This is a genomic window from Paenibacillus sp. FSL R7-0272 (assembly GCF_037969905.1).
Taxonomy (GTDB): domain Bacteria; phylum Bacillota; class Bacilli; order Paenibacillales; family Paenibacillaceae; genus Paenibacillus; species Paenibacillus polysaccharolyticus.
On sequence record NZ_CP150221.1, the window covers coordinates 2,283,626 to 2,302,279 of the forward strand.

Here is an 18,654-nt window from a genome sequence, read left to right on the forward strand (position 1 = left end):
GAAGACAAGAGAAGAGGGAACGCATGAAGAGAAAACACTTATTCCGTAACAGAAGCATCGTATTCAGACTGTACACCCAGATCACGGTTATTTTGGTTATTCTCTTCGCAGCTCTTCTTTTGAGCAACATTTATTCGCTCCAAGTGGTTCAGAATCACATCGTTAGCAATTCGGAACACACACTGGCGATCTACACGGAATCTATTCATAATAACCTGGATATCTACGCCAAAGACCTGATGGAGGTGTTCGAGAATCAAGCCGATTTCGCCAAGGACTATGGGGAGCAATATATACGTTCTGGTCACGAAGGGGACTACTTTAAAGAAATGCGGCTGATCAACGCGCTCAAGTCCAAAATGACGAATAATTATGCCAGCGATGGCATGTTTGTTCAAATTGCACGTGATGAAAGACTGCTGACCTTGTTTGGCAATCGGATCAATTCCTCGAATAAACTGGCTTTATCCGACTTTTTGAAGCACCAGAACTGGCGGGACATTCAGATACAGGATCATAAGGAAGGTCAGTGGAGTATTGTACAAGTGAACGACGTATTTTATTTGTTCAAATGTATCACGTACGGGGAAGTGAGCTTTGGGACGTTTGTTCAGGCTGATCATTTACTTTCACGCACAAGTCGGGAAGCAGATTCAGCCAGCCAATTTATGTTAAGTGGTCAAGATGGTCGTATTCTGACAACGGTCAGTGGAAATGTCATGACAATAACAAAGGATTTGGCAGCGACCGAGCAGGAGCTGGGTAGTCGTTACCTTTTTGTGAGCAAACCGATTGCCGAATTCGGTCATATGACCAATATCGTTGCGAAACAAAGTGTATTTTCCGGACTGAAATTAATTCAATGGCTGATCATCGTGCTAGGTGTCGCCTCCATGGTCGTCGTGCCGATTGTCATGAGATTTATCACCAAGGAGATGCTTCGTCCGATCCTGGAATTGGTCCGAGCTGCCAAAGAAGTTGAAAAAGGACAGACGTTATTCCCTCCTCCTTCCAGAGAGTATTCGCTTGAATTTATGAAACTGTTCCATGCATTCCAATCGATGGTTCATGAGATTACACATCTGAAGATTCAATCCTATGAAGAGAAAATTGAGAAGAGCCGCGCAGAGTTGAAAGTGTTACAGATGCAGATCAGACCTCATTTTTATCTGAATGCCATATCTACCATCTCCAGTCTCACCTATCAAAACCGGAATGAAGAAATTCGGCGTATGATCCAGATGTTATCCCAGCATCTCCGTTATATGTTCAAGGCGGAACAGATGCTTGTCAGCATTGATGAAGAGATGGGGCATGTTGAAAATTACATTCGTATGCAGGAAATTCGCTACCCGGATCAGATCTTTTATATGACGGACCTGGAAGCGGCAGCGGGTGATATTCGTATTCCGCAACTGTTGATTCAGACATTTGTGGAAAATTGCTTCAAACATGCCCTTACGTATGGAGAAATGTTATCTATTTTTATCCGGGTACACATGGAGCGGACAGCAGATGATGGGGCTTATGTTCAGATCGTGATTGAGGACAACGGTGAAGGGTTCCCGCAAGCGTGGCTTCAACAATTCCAAACATCCATAAGGGCAGGGGATGAAGGTGAGCACGTAGGCATCGCAAATATTCATAAAACGTTGCAGTTGTTATACAAACAGGATAATTTGCTGGTGCTGTCGAGCGGAGGGGAATCTTCAGGAGCCAAAATCGAAATACGGATACCTGTCTCCAACGAAACGAATCCGGTGTCCATTCCTGAATCTAGCATGAGAGTGGGGGGAGCTTAATGAGGTGCATGTTGATTGACGACGATATCCCTACGGTTCAGGTGTTAACAGAACTTATCCCTTGGACAGCATATGGTTTTAACGAAGTATCACAGGCTCACTGTGTTCAGGATGCACAGACGTTGTTTGCCGCAGGTATTCCCGATTTGGTCATTTGTGACATTGAGATGCCGAGAGGTTCCGGAATTGAGATGATTCAGTGGATCAGGGAACAAGGATATGACTGTGCATTTATATTTTTTACGTGTCACGAGAGTTTTGACTTTGCTTCCACTGCGATTTCATTTAATGCGGACTCTTATCTGCTCAAACCCTTGAATCAGGAGAAGCTCGAAGCGGCTGTCATGAAGGCGGTGGGTGGATTGAAGTGGAGAAGGCAGATGGGAGAGTATCAGAAATTCGGCATGGCGTGGCTGAAAAATAAAGGACTGGTCGAGGCCAGCTTCTGGACCGATATTCTGATGGCTACCATCTCGCCTCGGCTCGATCTGATTCAGGGGGAGATTCTTAAACGGGAGCTGACGATCAAGACAGAGCAGTCGTATGTGCTGGTGCTTGCAAGTGTATTTTTATCCGAGATCGATGAAAAATGGAATGAAAGTACGTTTCGATATGCATTTGCCAATCTCAGTTCCGAAATTATGCTGTTGCGACTTGAGTATGACCGGATTGTTTCTTATCAGAAAAATAGCATGTTGTATGTTGCTGTTATTTTGGACGAAGATGATACTAGCCAGTTTCAACTAGAAGAACGAGCTACATTGCTGATTCAATTGATGAATGAATACTTGAAATGTATGGGAACCTGTTATATTAGCGAGGCGAAACCGATTAACGAGCTGTCTGGTGTGAAGACAGATCTGGAACGCATGGATCATTCAAATGTGATGTTTCGAGGCAAAGTTCATGGACAGCATACCGTATTTCAACGAGAACAACCGGAACGATATGATCTGGATACAGAGATGTATACCAGCTTGTTTATCGAGCGGGAGAAAGCCCAGATTGTGAACCGGTTGAAAAAAGATTTGGAACAACTCGTTGCCAAAAACCAGCTGCATGCTGAAACGTTGCAAGTGATACGTGAGGATTTCCTTCAAGTGGTTTATGCGATTTTGGCTAAGAAAAACGTACAGGCACATCAGCTGTTTACGGATCAGCTTGCGCAGCAGTTGTATGTTAAATCGGAGCACAGCCTTTTTGATTTTATGAAATGGGCTCACCTTGTCACAGAACGTACAGTCGAAACGATTAAGGAAAGCCAACGTTCGGAAGGCATTGTCGATAAAGCGATGCGTTATATACACGACAACTACACCAAGGACCTAAATCGTGATGAAGTGGCTGCTAGTGTATTTATAACGCCGGACTATCTTGCGAAGGTATTCAAACAAGAAACGGGACTAACGATGAAGGAATATCTGAATGACTATCGAATTAAAGCGGCAAAACTTATGTTAATTGAAAGCCGCCTGAGTATCGGACAGATTGCGATGGAAACCGGATACGAAACGATTTCATACTTTTCTACCGTTTTCAAAAAGCTTACAGGAGAAACGCCCAACGCCTACAGATCCAGACAAAGTTATGACCGGGAGAAGAATGAAGTTTAACGTTTGGAATTTAGGGACATTTGCCCATAATGTACGACTCTGCTTCATTTTGAAGCAGGGTTTTTGTTTTAACTGAACTGATGCAAAATTTAAACCGTTTTTACGAAAAAACAGACCGTTTTTGTTAAAGCTGTAATCACTCCAATTTTATAAAATGAAAACGAATACAGGCACGACATAAGGAGGTCATGAAGCAAGATGAAAACAAAGAGATTATGGGGTTCACTGCTATCACTGGTACTTTGCGGTTCTCTTCTGGCGGGATGCGGAACGGAATCTTCATCTTCAAGTGCGCAAGAGGGGAACGGTTCACAGAAGGTGGACAAAGTGGTGTTCGCCATGCCTTCTTTTAACCGTATTCCCGATGATATCAGTAAAGTTACAGCCGCAATCAATGCCATTACCGTTCCGAAAATCGGGGTTGAAGTGGATTTCAGACTATATGGTCCGGCTGATTATGCTCAAAAAGTAAATCTTGCACTACAAAGTGGTGAGCAAATGGATGTGTTCACAACGTTGGGGCAATTCACGAACTATGCATCCAAAAACCAGTTATACCCACTGGAGGAACTATTGCCGCAATATGGTAAAGAGTTGACGCAGATTTTGGAGAAGGACTTTGGTCCGAATCTGCTTGAAGCAACCACGATGGACGGACATATTTACGGTGTTCCGGTAAATAAAGGCATGTCGCTGCCAACCAACATTGTATACAATGCCGACATGCTGAAGGAATCCGGTCTTACAGCGGATCAAATGACGTCACTGGATGATCTGCCGGCTGTATTTGAGGCAGTCAAACAAAAACATCCAGACGTGATTCCCTTCGGTCCAGTCAATGTGAATCCAAGTGATACCAATCTCGTTCTGGCGCTTAAAGGGATGCACAAGATCGATTTCCTGTCAGATACAACCGGTATTGGTGTGGTTGTAGGTAATGACGGAAAAGTTCAAAATTTCTATGACACAGATGCATTCAAACAGGGCACCAAGATGATGAGAAATTGGTTTGAACAAGGGTTTCTAGAGAAAGATGCCGCGACGACATCCATTTCTTTCTCCGATACGATTGCTTCAGGGCGCGGTTTTTCCTTCCTGGGCGGATACAGCGGGATGGAAGCAGCTAAAGCGCTGAGTGCACAAACAGGTAAAAATCTGGAAATGAAACGTCTGGTGCCATACTACTTTGATACCGGTGCAGTCAATCTGGTGAGCTGGATGGTATCCAGTACTACCAAGGTTCCCGAAGGCTCCGTCAAGTTTCTGAACATGTTGTATACCGATCAACAGTTGATTAATACGATTCTGTACGGTATTGAAGGAGAGGACTATGTCAAAGTAGATGAGCATCATGTGAAGTTTCCGGATGGCATGGATGCATCTACCGTTCCGTATACAGCGATGCTGAGCACGGGGATTGTAGGCTCGGAATCATTGCAATACCAGCTGGAGGGCGTTAATTGGTCGGATGTGGAGTTGAAACTGAAGGAGAACAAGGAGACAGAGCGCTCACCGTACTTCGGATTTATCTTTGATCCGAGTGAAGTGAAGACACAAATGAGTGCTGTTACCAATGTGGTCAATCAATTTTTACCTGCGCTTGTAACGGGTGTTCTTGATCCTGATGTGACGATTCCTCAATTCGTAAAAGCATTAAATGATGCGGGAGCTTCGGATATTATTGCGAGCAAACAGAAACAGCTGGATGAGTGGATCGCGCAGCAGAAGAAATAAAACGTGGATGAACGTTTAATGTGGGGCGCTGTATAGCTAAGAAGCATTGCAGCGCTTTGCATTAAGGATGAGAATGGAGCGATGACTGTGAAAACCAAATCCGGAGGGCTCAGAAAAACATTGCCGCTACTGCTGCTCGCTGCTCCTGGTCTGTTATATTTTCTAATCAACAATTATTTGCCAATGGCCGGTATCTTTATCGCGTTCAAGGATGTGAACTATGCCAAGGGCATATTCGGAAGTGATTGGGTAGGCTTTGATAATTTCAAATTTTTATTTCAGACGAGTGATGCCTGGATTATGACTCGCAACACCTTGTTATACAATTTGGCGTTTATCGTACTGGGGACGATGCTGTCGATCTTGATTGCAATTCTAATGTCGGAATTGTTAAAAAGCTTATGGTCTAAGCTGTTCCAGTCGGGACTTGTTTTACCTAACCTGATTTCGATGGTGGTTCTGTCCTATATCGTGTTTGCCTTCCTGAATGCAGACAGCGGTTTTATTAACAATTCAATATTGAAACCCCTTGGTATTCCAGAGATTAACTGGTATTCCGAGGCCAAGTATTGGCCCTATCTGCTCGTGTTTATACAATTATGGAAAACAGCCGGCTACGGTTCCATTGTGTATATCGCCTTTATCTCCGGGATTGACAAAAGTATCTATGAAGCGGCCAAGATCGACGGGGCAGGCAAACTCAAGCAGATTCGCATGATTACGCTACCTTTATTGAAGCCAACCATTATTATACTGACCCTGATGTCCATTGGGCGCATATTCAACTCCGACTTCGGCTTGTTCTATCAGGTGCCTATGAATGCCGGAGCGCTGTACAGCACAACGCAGACCATTGATACGTATGTGTACCGGGCGCTAATGCAGGTCAATGATATTGGGATGTCAGCGGCTGCTGGCTTGTATCAATCGGTTGTGGGATTCATTTTGGTCATGGCTGCGAATGCAATTGTCAAAAAGGTAAATCCTGAAAATGCATTATTTTAGGGGGAAACACGAGTGATACAAACTAAAGGTGAACGCGCTTTTCATGTGTTTTCCATCGTCGCTATGGTTATGTTTACGTTACTGGCATTTCTACCATTTATGCTGATCATCATGGCATCCTTTACGGAAGAGTCCTCGTTAATTCGTAACGGTTACAGTTTCTTTCCTGAAAAAATGAGCGTGGATGCTTATGTATACATGTGGTCTTCTGCTTCTACATTTGTGCGGGCGTACGGTGTATCTTTTCTTGTTACTACATTGGGAACGGCACTTGGGTTGTTAATTACCAGCATGCTGGCTTACCCGATGTCGCGCCAGGATTTCAAATATCGCAATGTGCTGGCGTTTATTGTATTTTTCACGATGCTGTTCAGCGGAGGAATTGTACCTTCCTACATTCTGTGGACGAAATACTTTCAGATCAAAGATACACTGGCCGCCCTGATTATCCCGAATCTATTAACGAATGGATTTTATGTACTGCTTATTCGAAATTTTTATAAAAATAATGTACCTGTTGAATTGATCGAATCGGCTCAGATTGATGGAGCTTCAGAGCTCCGTATTTTCTACCGTATGATGTTACCTCTGTCTGTGCCCGTACTGGCAACAGTCGGACTGTTTATGGGACTGGCGTATTGGAATGACTGGATTAACGCCCTTTATTTTATTACGAAGCCCCAGTACTATGGAATACAAAACATGCTGATTCGTCTGATGAATAACATTCAGTTTCTCAAGTCAGGTCAGGCCAGCAGTATGCTTGGGGCCAATGCTGCTGATCTGCCAAGTACGGCAGTCCGCATGGCGATGGCGATTATCGGTATATTGCCTATTCTGGTCGTATTTCCTTTCCTTCAGAAGTACCTGACCAAAGGTATCATTGTGGGTGCAGTTAAAGGTTGATAACCATTTTAAAATGTAGGGGGAATCCACGTGAATGTACAGCAAGTGATGGAGACGGTTATGCAGGATTCCTGTGGAGATCAGCGTCTATCACCAACGGGCGATGTTCTTGTTACAGGAGAAGCGGACACTGTAGTGACAGGCATTGTGACGACGTATATGGCAACGGTCGAGGTTATTCGGCAGGCTCATGCAGCAGGAGCTAATCTGATTATTACACATGAGCCTACCTTTTATACCGGGGCAGATCAGCTCGACTGGATACAGCAAGATCCGGTATATGAAGCCAAGCGCAAGCTTATTGAGGATTACGGCATGGCGATCTGGAGATATCACGATTATATGCACATGGCGAAGCCAGATCGAATCTACACAGGTCTAATTCGGGAGCTGGGCTGGGAGTCAAACCAGGTCGATTTTGATTATCCGTGGATCTACGAAGTTGAACCCGTGCGGCTTGTTGATCTGGCTCATGAGTTAAAGCAAAAGCTAAAGATGGATGTACTGCAAATAGTGGGAAGCCCGGATATGACATGTTCCCGCATTGGAATCCTTGTGGGAGGCGGAAGCCTCGGATTAGGCAAAGAATCGATGCCGATGGAACTCATGAAAGAGCAACAACTGGACGTCATGATCTGCGGCGAGATTACGGAATGGACGTTGTGTGCGTATGTTAATGATGCATCGATGCTTGGGCTAAATAAGTCTATGTTAGTCATTGGTCATGAACGAAGCGAAGAATGGGGAATGAAACATATGGCGGAATGGTTACAGCCGCTCGTTGGGGATATTCCGGTTCATTTTATCGATGCAAAAGAACCGTTCCTATATTTGTAACACAATCAACAACATTCAGATGTTCCTAGAATGAATTGGGAAAGGGAGCTTACATAGAACTGCGGCTGAAATCAAACAATGAGAACACCACGTTTGAAGGAGGCTGCAGGATATGATACGAAATCAAGCGAAACAAGGATATTCGGTTAAAATAAGGTTTCAAATGCGGATCTTCCTGTGTTTCATCATAGCTGTTATTGGAGCAGGAGGAACTGGGGTTTCTGCCAGGCCAGCCATGTTACTGGAGCCGGCTTCATCATCATCTCAGTTCAATCGAATGGCAATCATCATCGATGATGTGGGCAACGATATGAAGGGCACAGCAGAAATTCTCGATATGCCTGTGAAGCTGACTGTGGCTGTGATGCCTTTTTTGAAAACGACGAAGAAGGATGCGATCGCTGCACATGAGAAAGGCATGGATGTAATTGTGCATATGCCGATGGAACCCAAGAAAGGCAAGCCGGAGTGGCTTGGCCCAGGGGCAATTACATCCAATCTGACAGATGAGCAGGTTCGCCAGCGGGTTGAGAAGGCAATTGATGATGTGCCTTATGCCATCGGCATGAACAACCATATGGGTTCTAAAATCACATCGGATAAACGCATTATGTCCATTGTACTGGATGTATGCCTGGAACGCGGCCTCTTCTTTGTGGATAGCCGTACGAATTTTCGTTCCGTGGTTGGCGATCTTGCCATAGCCAAAAACATGCCGCCTGTGGGCAATGACATTTTTTTGGATGATCAAAATTCAAAGGCACATATTCGCAAGCAACTTGATTTGGCTGCTCAGCGAGCAGTTGAGAAGAAAAGCTGTGTTGTCATTGGTCATGTCGGTCATACAGGCATGAATACTTCGGCAGTGATACGGGAGTCGGTCTCCCGCCTGCAGAATCAAGTTCAGTTTGTAGGAATCGGTGATATGGTAAGGGATGTATGGCACTGGCAGGCCGCACCTACACTACCGACAGATAATAAATAATACCATCCGTAATCGACTGTGCAATTCGCTTTTGCTCTGTCGGGTCACTGATTCTGGCCCGGTCGGCTGGATTGCTTAAAAACCCGGTCTCCACAATGACTGCCGGATGTTTCACATAATTTAGCATGTAAAACGGTTTGCCCCAGACCACTTCACGGTGTGTACCGCACAATTGGTTCATGGCATCCTGGATCGATTGTGCCAGCAGATAACTGCGTCCCTCTTTCTGATGAAGCACTACCGGACCGTGCGTAGCTGAACGAGGGCTCCAGTTCGCATGAATGCTAACGACGATATCGGTGCTGACTTCCTCACTAAGGCTTTTGCGCTGTGCGAGATCCCTGATGTGACGTGAGCGACTGTTTAACCAACGGTTCTCATCACTAAGTGCGTAATCACCTAGACGGTTAATGATGACGGTGTAACCTTTGCCGCGAAGCAGTAAGTATATCTTTTGACTGATCGCTAAATTAATGTCTTTTTCCAGAACACCTGCTTCGGATGTTCCTCCGTCAATACCTCCGTGGCCAACATCCAGCAGGATAACGGGTGCCGCAAAAGCATGATGACTTGAATGATAGGAATCGCTATCGGTAATTGGCATGATCGACGGCCGATAGGCAGATGGATCGTGACGAGTCAGTGTAGAAGCAGAGGAGAAACCGGTCATAGAATAAACACTAATCAGCAGGGCTATAGAAGTTGTCAGAAGTAGCTTAAACATCGAATTATACACTCCTTCAAAATATAAGTGTTGAAGCGAAAAAGGCAGGATGGATACCTTTGGCATTAGACTGTGCATTTTAGATCATTTCATACGCTATTTGCACAAAAAAATGTTTAGTTCAATCACGTCTTGCGCACAATAGGGATAACGTTAGATCACGGATGTGCGGAAGAAGAGGAGGCTGCTTTATGGCTAAAAGTGATGAACTGGTTAAATATATTACGCAACGTGTTGTACATTACATCGACACGCCGAAGGATGAGCGAAAGGAACGGAGAGCACAAAGCAGAAGGAGAGAGCCCTGGTCCATGAAATGGTTTGGCATGATTCCATTTGCGGTATCCTTATGGGTAGACAAGAAGAAACGAAGATCAAAGAAGAGTTGAACCGCTTCCTTAAAAAAGATGAACACGAGTGCCAATTCAAGAAGACGCAATCCTGTATTAGGATGCGTCTTTTTATGAGTCATTTTGAGTTATAAAAAAGATTATGAGTGCATGTGCTAAGAATTAAACTTGTAGAAATGTCCATCATGCAAAAGCTTGTTCAAGGGAATGAAGCGTTGTGTGGAGTTGTAACCACCAAGACCAACGTAAAGATCAAACGTTGAACCTGCAATACTCCATATCTGGTATCCGCTTACTGGCAAAGGACCACCGTAGAACAGATTCCATTCTTCTGCTGAGAAGACAAGGGCTTCACTATGGTTCTGCTGAAGCTGTTGCTTCACTTGAGAGGGTTGCAGAGGTTCAGATATCAGCCAGGTTAGTTGAGATGAAGGGTCAAAAGCAGGCTGTAGAATAACAGGACTCGTATGAAATCTTGTTGGTTCAGGTATGGCTATCTGTTGTTGCAACTCCTTCAAGTTGAAAAATTTCGTTCCAGAGCCAGTCTCTACACGTTCTAACCGATTAGCCGGCAACAAGTCTCCATTGGATGCATCAATGTACATCGCGGGATGATTTACACGTTCCACTTTCCAATAAGCCAAAAGAGGAGCAGCATATCGACGTGTAATCTTATCACCAGCAGTTTGTAATATTTTCATATTCAAACCCTGTCGTTCCAGAGCCTGTCCTAGTAGCTCGTTATTATATAGTGCTTGTTCTCCCTGACCATACTCACTGAGAAGGAGCTCCCCTTGCGGAGTTGTGGAAATAATCATATATCCAACGGGCTTGTCCTGAATGCTGGCATGCACAAACCAGCCATGGTTACCTGGCCCTAATGGATAATATTCAAGCTTCGCTGCAAGCCAATCTGGATTGGAGGTACCAAGTGCGCTCACTTGCAGTTGCGCGAATTGCTCTACAGAAGCGGGTGCAAACCTGTTAGTTGTTGCCGCTGCATGAGCCGTCGGCCAGATGGAGAGAAGAGCAAAGCAGATGATCATGCTCAAGAAGATCGATAGGCAATGCCCGATATTTCGTCGTTTTGACCGGGGCCGTTTTTTCATCGTAAACACCTTCTTCCTGACTTCATTGTAGAGGATAGGGGGTGCAAAGGGTGCTGCAACCTGTCGGTTCAACGGTTATGAATAAACACTACTTTTGCCAGCATTTGCAGGAAAAGTAGTGTCTTCGTCTTATCTTAAGTGAAACATGCCGCTGCTTATGGCAGTGACCTTCACCTTCGGCTCATATTGCCAGATCATCTCGGTTCGTCTGTTCTCATACTGCAGTTTCATCGCTTCACGATCTATGACCGCCTGTTTTGCTTTTTCTTGCTCAGGGTCTACATCATCTTGCGTCTGTTGTATGGTAGATTCGGCGGCCATTTCCACGTCAGCTGGGACCGGTTCTAATATGCCACGAACCCGATTAATAACAGGACGAACCGTTTCATCTTCAGTAACCTCAGGCATGTCTTCTCGCAGTACGGCTTCATAGTAGGCGTCCACCACATCGAGTTCGAGTTGCAGGCGTTCTTTCGCTTTTTCCGCCCAGCTATAATCGAGCCTGCTTAAGTGAGCGGTGAGATGTGATTCGAGAGCAGCCCCTGCATCAGCGAGCGAAATTTTCGGTGACTGGGCATGCATATTTTCAGCCAGTCTTGGACTGAGATCACGCCGGCTCAGCTTGCTTCCGAACTTTTCGATGATTTCACCCGATCTTAGTGAAATGCCAAGGAAGTGTAATTCCTCCCGTTTCAGGTCACAAGCAAACTCGACTTTAAAACAAACCCCTAGCCAAGGTTCATACACAGCCGGAGATGTGGCCCTGATCTGGCGTTTGGCGGCTTGTTCAAACAGGTTTACGAAGGCGCCACCTTCGCGGGCTGCGGCAAATATCTGCTGTAATCTGCGGCTACCATACACAACATCTTCTCGCAGAATGCGTCCGGGACCAAGCTGCGGCATGGAAGGCGTGATGCCAAAATAACGTCCGAGTATCGTTTCTTTCGGAGCATCAGGCTTCGCTTCAGGTGGCGTTTGAACAGGCTGAGACGCTTTGGCCTTGGCTTCCGCCGCCTCAGTGATCTGTTGATAAGCTTCCGGGTCAAAAACAAAAGTAAATGACATGGTCTCAGGCTCCACCCCTACACGCTCCACAAATCCCCAGTAATACGGACGGTTCGTTAATGCCTTGTCTGCTTCAGGTGATAATTTAACCGTCACATGAGCAGGTGACCGCTCCATGATCTGGCAATCCAAAGCTTCCAGATAGGTTAGGACGTAAGCTTGGATCTCGTGCGGTGACATTGTCATGGATATCAGTTGCCCCCTTTGTGAAGATCAAGTTTGGTGATTAAAGGCACCTCGTCAGCAACTTCGCGCTGAATTGTGTTCAGCGACTGTCCGAGCGAGTTCATTTTACGGCGAATATCCTCTTCGTTCTGCGATTCCAGCATAATTTTGTACAGACTCTTTTCGATCGATTCCTTTTTTTCCAGCCGTTCGAGAATGACATCCAGTCCACCGATGACCATCTCGAACATATTAATTTTTTCATGCAACAGATGCAGGATATGTTCCTCAATCGTACCTTTCGTAGACAGGTTGAAAATGTTAACGTCATTCTGCTGACCGAGCCGATGAACCCGGCCAATCCGCTGTTCTACCCGCATCGGGTTCCACGGTAGATCAAAGTTAATCATATGGTGACAGAATTGCAGGTTGATGCCTTCACCACCAGCTTCCGTTGCAATCATCGCCTGAACACGGCCACGGAAAAGATCCATCATCCAGTCCTTTTTGCCTCGATTCATCCCGCCCCGATAGGGAACAGCCGTTAGTCCGTTGTTACGAAAATAATTCAGCAGGTATTCCTGCGTCGCTCGGTATTCCGTGAAAATAATGACTTTTTCATTCATATCTCGAATCAGTTCCATCGTTTTTTCGGCTTTTGTATTTTCTTTAATCGCCTTGATATGAGCCACCAGTTCCCAGATTTTATCCCGCAGTGGAGAATCCAGCGGTAGCTTTTTGGACAGATTGACGAGTGTTACAAACACAGCGTCCCGACTGCTACAGACTTCCCGTTGCAACGTAACGAGCGAAAGCATGCTGCTAAGGTTGCCGCCTGCTTCCTGGTATTGATCTTTGACAAACGAGGTTACCCCGTCATAGAGTGCTTGCTCTTCAGGCGAAAGTTGCAGATCCACGTTAGAGACGTTGCGTTTTGTAAATTGCACGGGGCCTTCGCCACGCCTGTTACGGATCATGACTTTGGACAGCTCATCTTTGAGCTGCTCCTGATTTTTGGGCACACGTTTATCGACGACAAAGTTGGCGGCAAAATCGCCTTGACGACCAAGCTGACCGGGCTTCAGCAGGTTAATGAGATTGAAAAGCTCGCTCATGTCGTTCTGCACAGGCGTAGCAGTGAGTAGCAGGCAGTATTTTTTGCGTAATTGCAGCATGAATTGATAATTGGTTGTTTTTTTATTTTTGAGTTTATGTGCTTCATCAATGATGATCATGTCATAGTCCATACTTAGTAACATATCTTTGTGCGGGTCTCTCTTGGCAGTGTCCATAGAAGCAACAACGACTTCATTTTGCCAGGAATAAGCCTTTTTCTGTGCAACTGCCGGGATGCCAAATTTGGAATTGAGTTCACGTACCCATTGCAATACCAGAGAAGCGGGGACAAGAATTAACACTTTAGATACAAGACCACGAACCATATATTCTTTCAAAATCAGGCCTGCTTCAATCGTTTTGCCCAGACCTACTTCGTCAGCGAGAATGGCTCGGCCTGACATTTCGAATAATACTTTGCGTGCCGTATCCATTTGGTGAGGAAGTGGGGTCAGATCTTGCAAATGTTTCAGACATTGAATTTCGTCAAAGTTCGGAATGAGATTCGTTTCTTCAGCCTGAATACCGAGTTGAAAGAGTCGGTAATCCCCCCAAGGACCGCCCTTGTCCAAACGAGATTCAAGCTGTTCCAGCCAGCTTCGATCAAACTCAAGAGGAACAGGTAAGTCAGCTACAGGTTGATTCATATGATGCGGATGTTTCCGGTTCATGATGCTTCCTCTCCGTTCTTGTGTTATTCGTAGGTAATAGTATGGACGAAGGAAGGCAAGTTCATAACCCGTTTCAGAGGATCTATGAACTAAATCACATAGAAAATCAACATATAGTGTAATATAATGGTTATAAATCACTATATGTAGTATCTAGGCATAAATTATTCTCAAAGACAGCACTTGATTTAAAATGAACGGTTTATTCGGGGAGGTTGATTGCAGAGATGGCATCCAACAATACAGGAACGAACCAACAAGTGAAGCATCATGAGAACAAACATAAGCTGGAAGGGCTCAGCGAGAAAATATTTCTGGATCGGTACGCATGGAAGGACGCCGATTCAAATCATGCAAAAGTCGGAGATATTGTACTTGTATTAACGAAAGATGATCCCAAGTTTCCGGTGAAGGAAGTTGGTGAGATTGTTGAACGGCAGGCACAACTAGTTAAAGTGCGGACACGTAGCGATACGATCATCGAGACCGATGTGGAAAAGTTGACACTTACGATAGAGAAAACACCTGAAGAGATGTGGGATCGTCTTGCCCGAGCGATGGCAGCTGTTGAATCGACACCTGAACAACAGGCTGTTTGGGAGAAGAAGTTTCGCTTGGTGCTGGATGACTGGAAACTGGTTCCTGGTGGACGTATTGCTGCTGGTGCAGGGGCCAGTGATGAGTTGACGCTATTTAACTGTTATGTCATTCCTTCTCCGCAAGACAGCCGGGGCGGCATCATGAAGACGTTGACCGAAATGACTGAAATTATGGCTCGCGGCGGTGGCGTGGGTATCAATCTGTCATCCCTTCGTCCGCGGCGGGCTGTGGTGAAAGGTGTGAACGGCTCGTCCAGCGGATCGGTATCCTGGGGCGGTTTGTTCAGTTATACGACGGGGCTTATCGAACAAGGCGGTAGCCGCAGGGGTGCGCTGATGCTGATGATGAACGATTGGCACCCGGACGTGCTGGATTTTATTACGGTTAAACAAACGATGGGGCAAGTGACCAATGCCAATCTGTCGGTCTGTGTAAGCAATGCGTTCATGGAGGCTGTGAAGCAGGAAGGTGATTGGGAGCTTGTTTTTCCCGATACGAGTGACCCGGACTATGATTCGGAGTGGGATGGGGATCTGACCAAATGGAAAGAGGCAGGCCATAACGTTATTCCATACCGGACAGTGAAGGCACGTGAAATATGGCATACGATTATTGAATCCGCCTGGAAATCAGCCGAACCCGGTGTTGTATTTATGGAGTATTACAATCAGATGTCGAACAGCTGGTATTTTAATCCGATCATCTGTACTAATCCTTGCTTCCATCCTAAAACAAGAATAGCTACCCAATATGGACTTATAACAATTGAAGATCTGTATAGAAGAAAAACAGGAGAGTTTTTTATGGTAGGTACGGATAATCGACTTATCGAAAAGGCCAAAGTTGTTGGCGGTCGTTCATACGAAATACCTGGATTACAGATGAGATCAGCAACAGTGTTTCCAACTGGAAAGAAAGAGACCATTAAAATACATCTACAAAATGGAATTGAAATTAGTGTGACTCCTGAGCATCAGTTGTACACTAATTTTGGGTGGAAACAAGCCAAGAACCTAGACTCTGAAGACTATGTTTATATTCAGTCAGCTGAAGGTGGATTTGCAGAAGAAGATCAACTTGGAGAGGAATGGGGATTATTTTTAGGGTGGTTAATTGGTGATGGATGGGTTTCTGTCCGTGGGGAAGTAGGCATGGTTTTTGGAGCTGATGATGAAGAGGTGATACCGCATCTTATAGATGTCGGTGAGAAAATATCAGGAATAAGGGCAAAGATCTATCAAAGAACAAATGGAACAAAACAAGTTTACTGGTGGAGGAAAAACTTAGTTTCACAACTAGGGAGTATTGGAGTAACTTCAGCAAAAGGACCGGAGAAAGTGGTTCCCGAGTTGATATTTACATCCTCGAAAAAAACAGTGACAGCTTTTTTACAAGCTTTGTTTAGCGCTGATGGTACTGTATATGAAAGAGATGAAATGCATCGAACAGCAAGATTAACTTCTAGCTCTAAAAAGTTGTTACAAGGTGTTCAGTTGCTGTTATTGAATTATGGAATCAATAGTTCAATTTATGCTCGACCTAAATCTTCACAATCTTTATTCAATTACACAACAAAAGGTGGAGAATTTAGGACTTACCAGAGTAAGGGTTTCTACGAGTTGATAATATCAGGTAACAATCTACTTTGCTTCAAAGAAAAAATAGGTTTTAAATATGTTACGAGGAAACAACAGGCTCTAGAGCGAATTGCAAGACCGTCAAGAAAGTCAGAAAAGTTTATGTCGAGAGTGAAGAAGTTGGAAAAAGGAGAATACGTCACTGTATATGATATAACAGAGCCAGTTACACATTCCTTGATTGCTGGTGGAGTTGTGGCTCATAATTGTGGGGAACAGGGCCTTCCAGGCTGGGGCGTATGTAACTTGTCAGCAATCAATCTGTCCAAATTCTATGATGAAACAAACCACGATGTGGCATGGGAAGAGCTGGCGGAAACGACGCGCATTTCGGCAAGATTTCTGGACAATGTGATTGACGCGACGCCGTATCATTTTGAAGAAAATCGATTAAATCAGCAGCGTGAACGCCGGGTGGGGCTAGGCACCATGGGACTTGCTGAGCTGATGATCAAACTGCGTATCCGTTATGGCAGTCTTGAATCGCTAGATTTTCTCAATAAACTGTATGGATTTATGGCAAAGGAAGCCTATCTCGCTTCAGCGGAGATTGCCGCGGAGAAGGGGGCGTTCCCGGCGTTTGAGGCAGAACCTTACTTACAAAGTGGATTTATGAAACAGATGATCGCGACGTACCCAGAGGTTGGAGAAGCGATCCGTGAAAAGGGAATTCGTAACGTGACGCTGATTACTCAGGCGCCTACAGGAAGTACTGGAACGATGGTGGGCACATCGACTGGCATTGAGCCGTATTTTGCTTTTAAGTATTTTCGCCAGAGCCGTCTTGGGTATGATGAACAGTTTGTGCCGATTGCTGAGGAGTGGCTGGAGCAACATCCTGGTGAGTCCCTACCGGATTATTATGTGACGGCGATGGATCTTTCGGCTGAAAATCATATTCGCGTGCAAGCTGCCATTCAGAAGTGGGTGGACAGTTCGATCTCAAAAACGGCAAACTGTCCGGCTGATTTTACGGTGCAGGATACGGCAGAGCTGTATCAGCTAGCTTTTGATCTAGGTTGTAAAGGGGTAACGATCTATCGGGACGGCAGTAGAGATGTTCAAGTACTTTCTACTTCGAAGAAAGAAGACACCTCAGCTATTGAAGAGCAGAATGCGGATAAAGAGGAATTCAACAGCCAGGTAGCTGAGTCCGTTTCGGTAGCAAATCAGGTGTATGCAGGGCGAGAGTCCAGCTTGCCAGACTTGGGAGAACAGACTACGGGTGTGGTGGATAAACAATATAAACGCCGTCCACAAGTATTGCGCGGAGCAACGTATAAGATGCATACGCCGTTTGGCATGGCTTACATTACGATTAATGATCTGGACGGAACACCGGGTGAGATTTTCCTCAACGTAGGCAAGGCAGGCTCGGACGTGTTTGCGATGGCGGAGGCACTGGGCCGGGTGTGCTCTCTATTCCTGCGATATGGCGATCATGGTCATAAGGTGGAGTTGCTTATCAAACATCTGAAAGGCATCGGAGGTTCAGGGGCTATTGGTTTTGGAGCTAACCGTGTGGAATCCATTGCGGATGCCGTCGCGAAAGCGTTGGAAAGCCATGTTCAGATGAATGAGGATATTGGAGTGAAGAATCCGAACAGTGCTAAGCGTATGAACAGCAGCAACAATACAAAGGAAGTTCTGCTGAACACGCAGACACCGACCTCACAACTGGACGATGCTGGAGGTGAGGGGCAAAAGACTTCTATGCAATCTATCGACTTATGTCCTTCATGCGGCTCGGCGTCCTTGATCAATGTGGAGGGCTGCAAAACATGCAGTAACTGCGGATACAGCAAGTGTAATTAAGCTATTCCAGAACAAATCTGGAGTAAATTGTTGCTCTAATGAGCCTGAACAGGGATGTTCAACCTAAAAAGTGTACAGACGAAGTGCTGACATACCAGCACTTCGTTTTTTTGTTGTTGCTAGACTTCAATTGAACTGCCTAGACGTCGATAGGTCTCTTTAGTCAACGGTGTACATTGAATCTAGTTTCATCTGAATTATTTATTCATTAGACATCCCTTTAATCTTAAATATGTTAAAATAAGGACGGCGTTCTTACAAATCCAGTTAAAAGAGGCACATATTCCGTTTAAATGAATGTTCATGTCAGGTTCTGGATGAAGGAAGGAGGTAGCATCTATCATGAATAAACATTGGAAAAAGTACTTGTTTTTGTTTGCTCTGATCGTGCCGATCTCAGTAGGTACCATTTTTACGCTCCCATATCACCATCGATATATTGCAGTAGCTCTATTTCCACCTCTATTTTGGATGCTCTACTATTCATGGATCACATTAGAAAGAAAACGGGATCGTTAGT

General features: G+C 45.1%; 14 protein-coding genes. 10 read left to right on the plus strand and 4 right to left on the minus strand.

Annotation, left to right across the window (positions count from 1 at the left end; all coding sequences use genetic code 11):
- Positions 1-23 precede the first annotated feature (23 nt).
- From MKY23_RS10200 to MKY23_RS10230, 7 genes are all read left to right on the plus strand, one after another.
- On the plus strand, positions 24-1,802 hold the full coding sequence (locus MKY23_RS10200) for a histidine kinase (protein ID WP_339837694.1): 1,779 nt from the start codon (positions 24-26) through the stop codon (positions 1,800-1,802).
- Positions 1,802-3,415 carry a helix-turn-helix domain-containing protein gene (locus MKY23_RS10205; RefSeq protein ID WP_339837697.1) on the plus strand — a complete coding sequence of 538 codons (1,614 nt, stop codon included), beginning with the start codon at positions 1,802-1,804 and terminating at the stop codon, positions 3,413-3,415. The genes MKY23_RS10200 and MKY23_RS10205 overlap by 1 nt, the downstream gene beginning before the upstream one ends.
- A 198-nt stretch (positions 3,416-3,613) precedes the next feature.
- A complete protein-coding gene (locus tag MKY23_RS10210; protein WP_339837700.1) occupies positions 3,614-5,149 on the plus strand; it encodes an ABC transporter substrate-binding protein in 1,536 nt (511 codons plus the stop codon).
- An 81-nt stretch (positions 5,150-5,230) separates the two neighbouring features.
- A complete protein-coding gene (locus tag MKY23_RS10215; RefSeq protein ID WP_339837703.1) occupies positions 5,231-6,154 on the plus strand; it encodes an ABC transporter permease subunit in 924 nt (307 codons plus the stop codon).
- A gap of 12 nt (positions 6,155-6,166) precedes the next feature.
- Entirely contained in the window at positions 6,167-7,060 is an 894-nt protein-coding gene (locus tag MKY23_RS10220; protein ID WP_154886526.1) for a carbohydrate ABC transporter permease, read from the plus strand.
- Between the two features lie 30 nt (positions 7,061-7,090).
- Positions 7,091-7,897: a Nif3-like dinuclear metal center hexameric protein gene (locus tag MKY23_RS10225; RefSeq protein ID WP_339837706.1), complete on the plus strand. Its 807-nt coding sequence runs from the start codon at positions 7,091-7,093 to the stop codon at positions 7,895-7,897.
- Positions 7,898-8,009: 112 nt separating this feature from the next.
- Entirely contained in the window at positions 8,010-8,882 is an 873-nt protein-coding gene (locus MKY23_RS10230; RefSeq protein ID WP_339837709.1) for a divergent polysaccharide deacetylase family protein, read from the plus strand.
- Here MKY23_RS10230 and MKY23_RS10235 read toward each other — a convergent pair.
- Positions 8,857-9,606 carry an N-acetylmuramoyl-L-alanine amidase gene (locus MKY23_RS10235; RefSeq protein WP_336122326.1) on the minus strand — a complete coding sequence of 250 codons (750 nt, stop codon included), beginning with the start codon at positions 9,604-9,606 and terminating at the stop codon, positions 8,857-8,859. The genes MKY23_RS10230 and MKY23_RS10235 overlap by 26 nt on opposite strands.
- Positions 9,607-9,797: 191 nt before the next feature.
- Here MKY23_RS10235 and MKY23_RS10240 point away from each other — a divergent pair, with 191 nt between their 5' ends.
- The gene (locus tag MKY23_RS10240; RefSeq protein WP_221786543.1) at positions 9,798-9,995 is read left to right on the plus strand and encodes a YqzE family protein; all 198 of its coding nucleotides are present in this window, start codon (positions 9,798-9,800) and stop codon (positions 9,993-9,995) included.
- A gap of 116 nt (positions 9,996-10,111) precedes the next feature.
- Here the strand turns inward: MKY23_RS10240 and MKY23_RS10245 are convergent, their stop codons facing one another.
- The 3 genes from MKY23_RS10245 to MKY23_RS10255 all read right to left on the minus strand — a co-directional run bounded on the left by MKY23_RS10245 (position 10,112) and on the right by MKY23_RS10255 (position 14,082).
- The gene (locus MKY23_RS10245; RefSeq protein WP_336122327.1) at positions 10,112-11,065 is read right to left on the minus strand and encodes a hypothetical protein; all 954 of its coding nucleotides are present in this window, start codon (positions 11,063-11,065) and stop codon (positions 10,112-10,114) included.
- A 129-nt stretch (positions 11,066-11,194) separates the two neighbouring features.
- Positions 11,195-12,316 (minus strand): YqhG family protein, encoded by a 1,122-nt coding sequence (locus tag MKY23_RS10250; protein WP_221789923.1) that lies wholly within the window; start codon positions 12,314-12,316, stop codon positions 11,195-11,197.
- 5 nt (positions 12,317-12,321) lie between these two features.
- Complete coding sequence (locus MKY23_RS10255; protein ID WP_154983981.1) at positions 12,322-14,082, minus strand: SNF2-related protein; 1,761 nt, start codon at positions 14,080-14,082, stop codon at positions 12,322-12,324.
- A 227-nt stretch (positions 14,083-14,309) separates the two neighbouring features.
- Here MKY23_RS10255 and MKY23_RS10260 point away from each other — a divergent pair, with 227 nt between their 5' ends.
- Positions 14,310-18,134, plus strand: a complete 3,825-nt coding sequence (locus tag MKY23_RS10260) for an LAGLIDADG family homing endonuclease (RefSeq protein WP_339837715.1) — start codon at positions 14,310-14,312, stop codon at positions 18,132-18,134.
- Between the two features lie 342 nt (positions 18,135-18,476).
- Positions 18,477-18,653, plus strand: a complete 177-nt coding sequence (locus MKY23_RS10265) for a hypothetical protein (RefSeq protein WP_167375840.1) — start codon at positions 18,477-18,479, stop codon at positions 18,651-18,653.
- The last annotated feature ends 1 nt before the right edge of the window (position 18,654 follow it).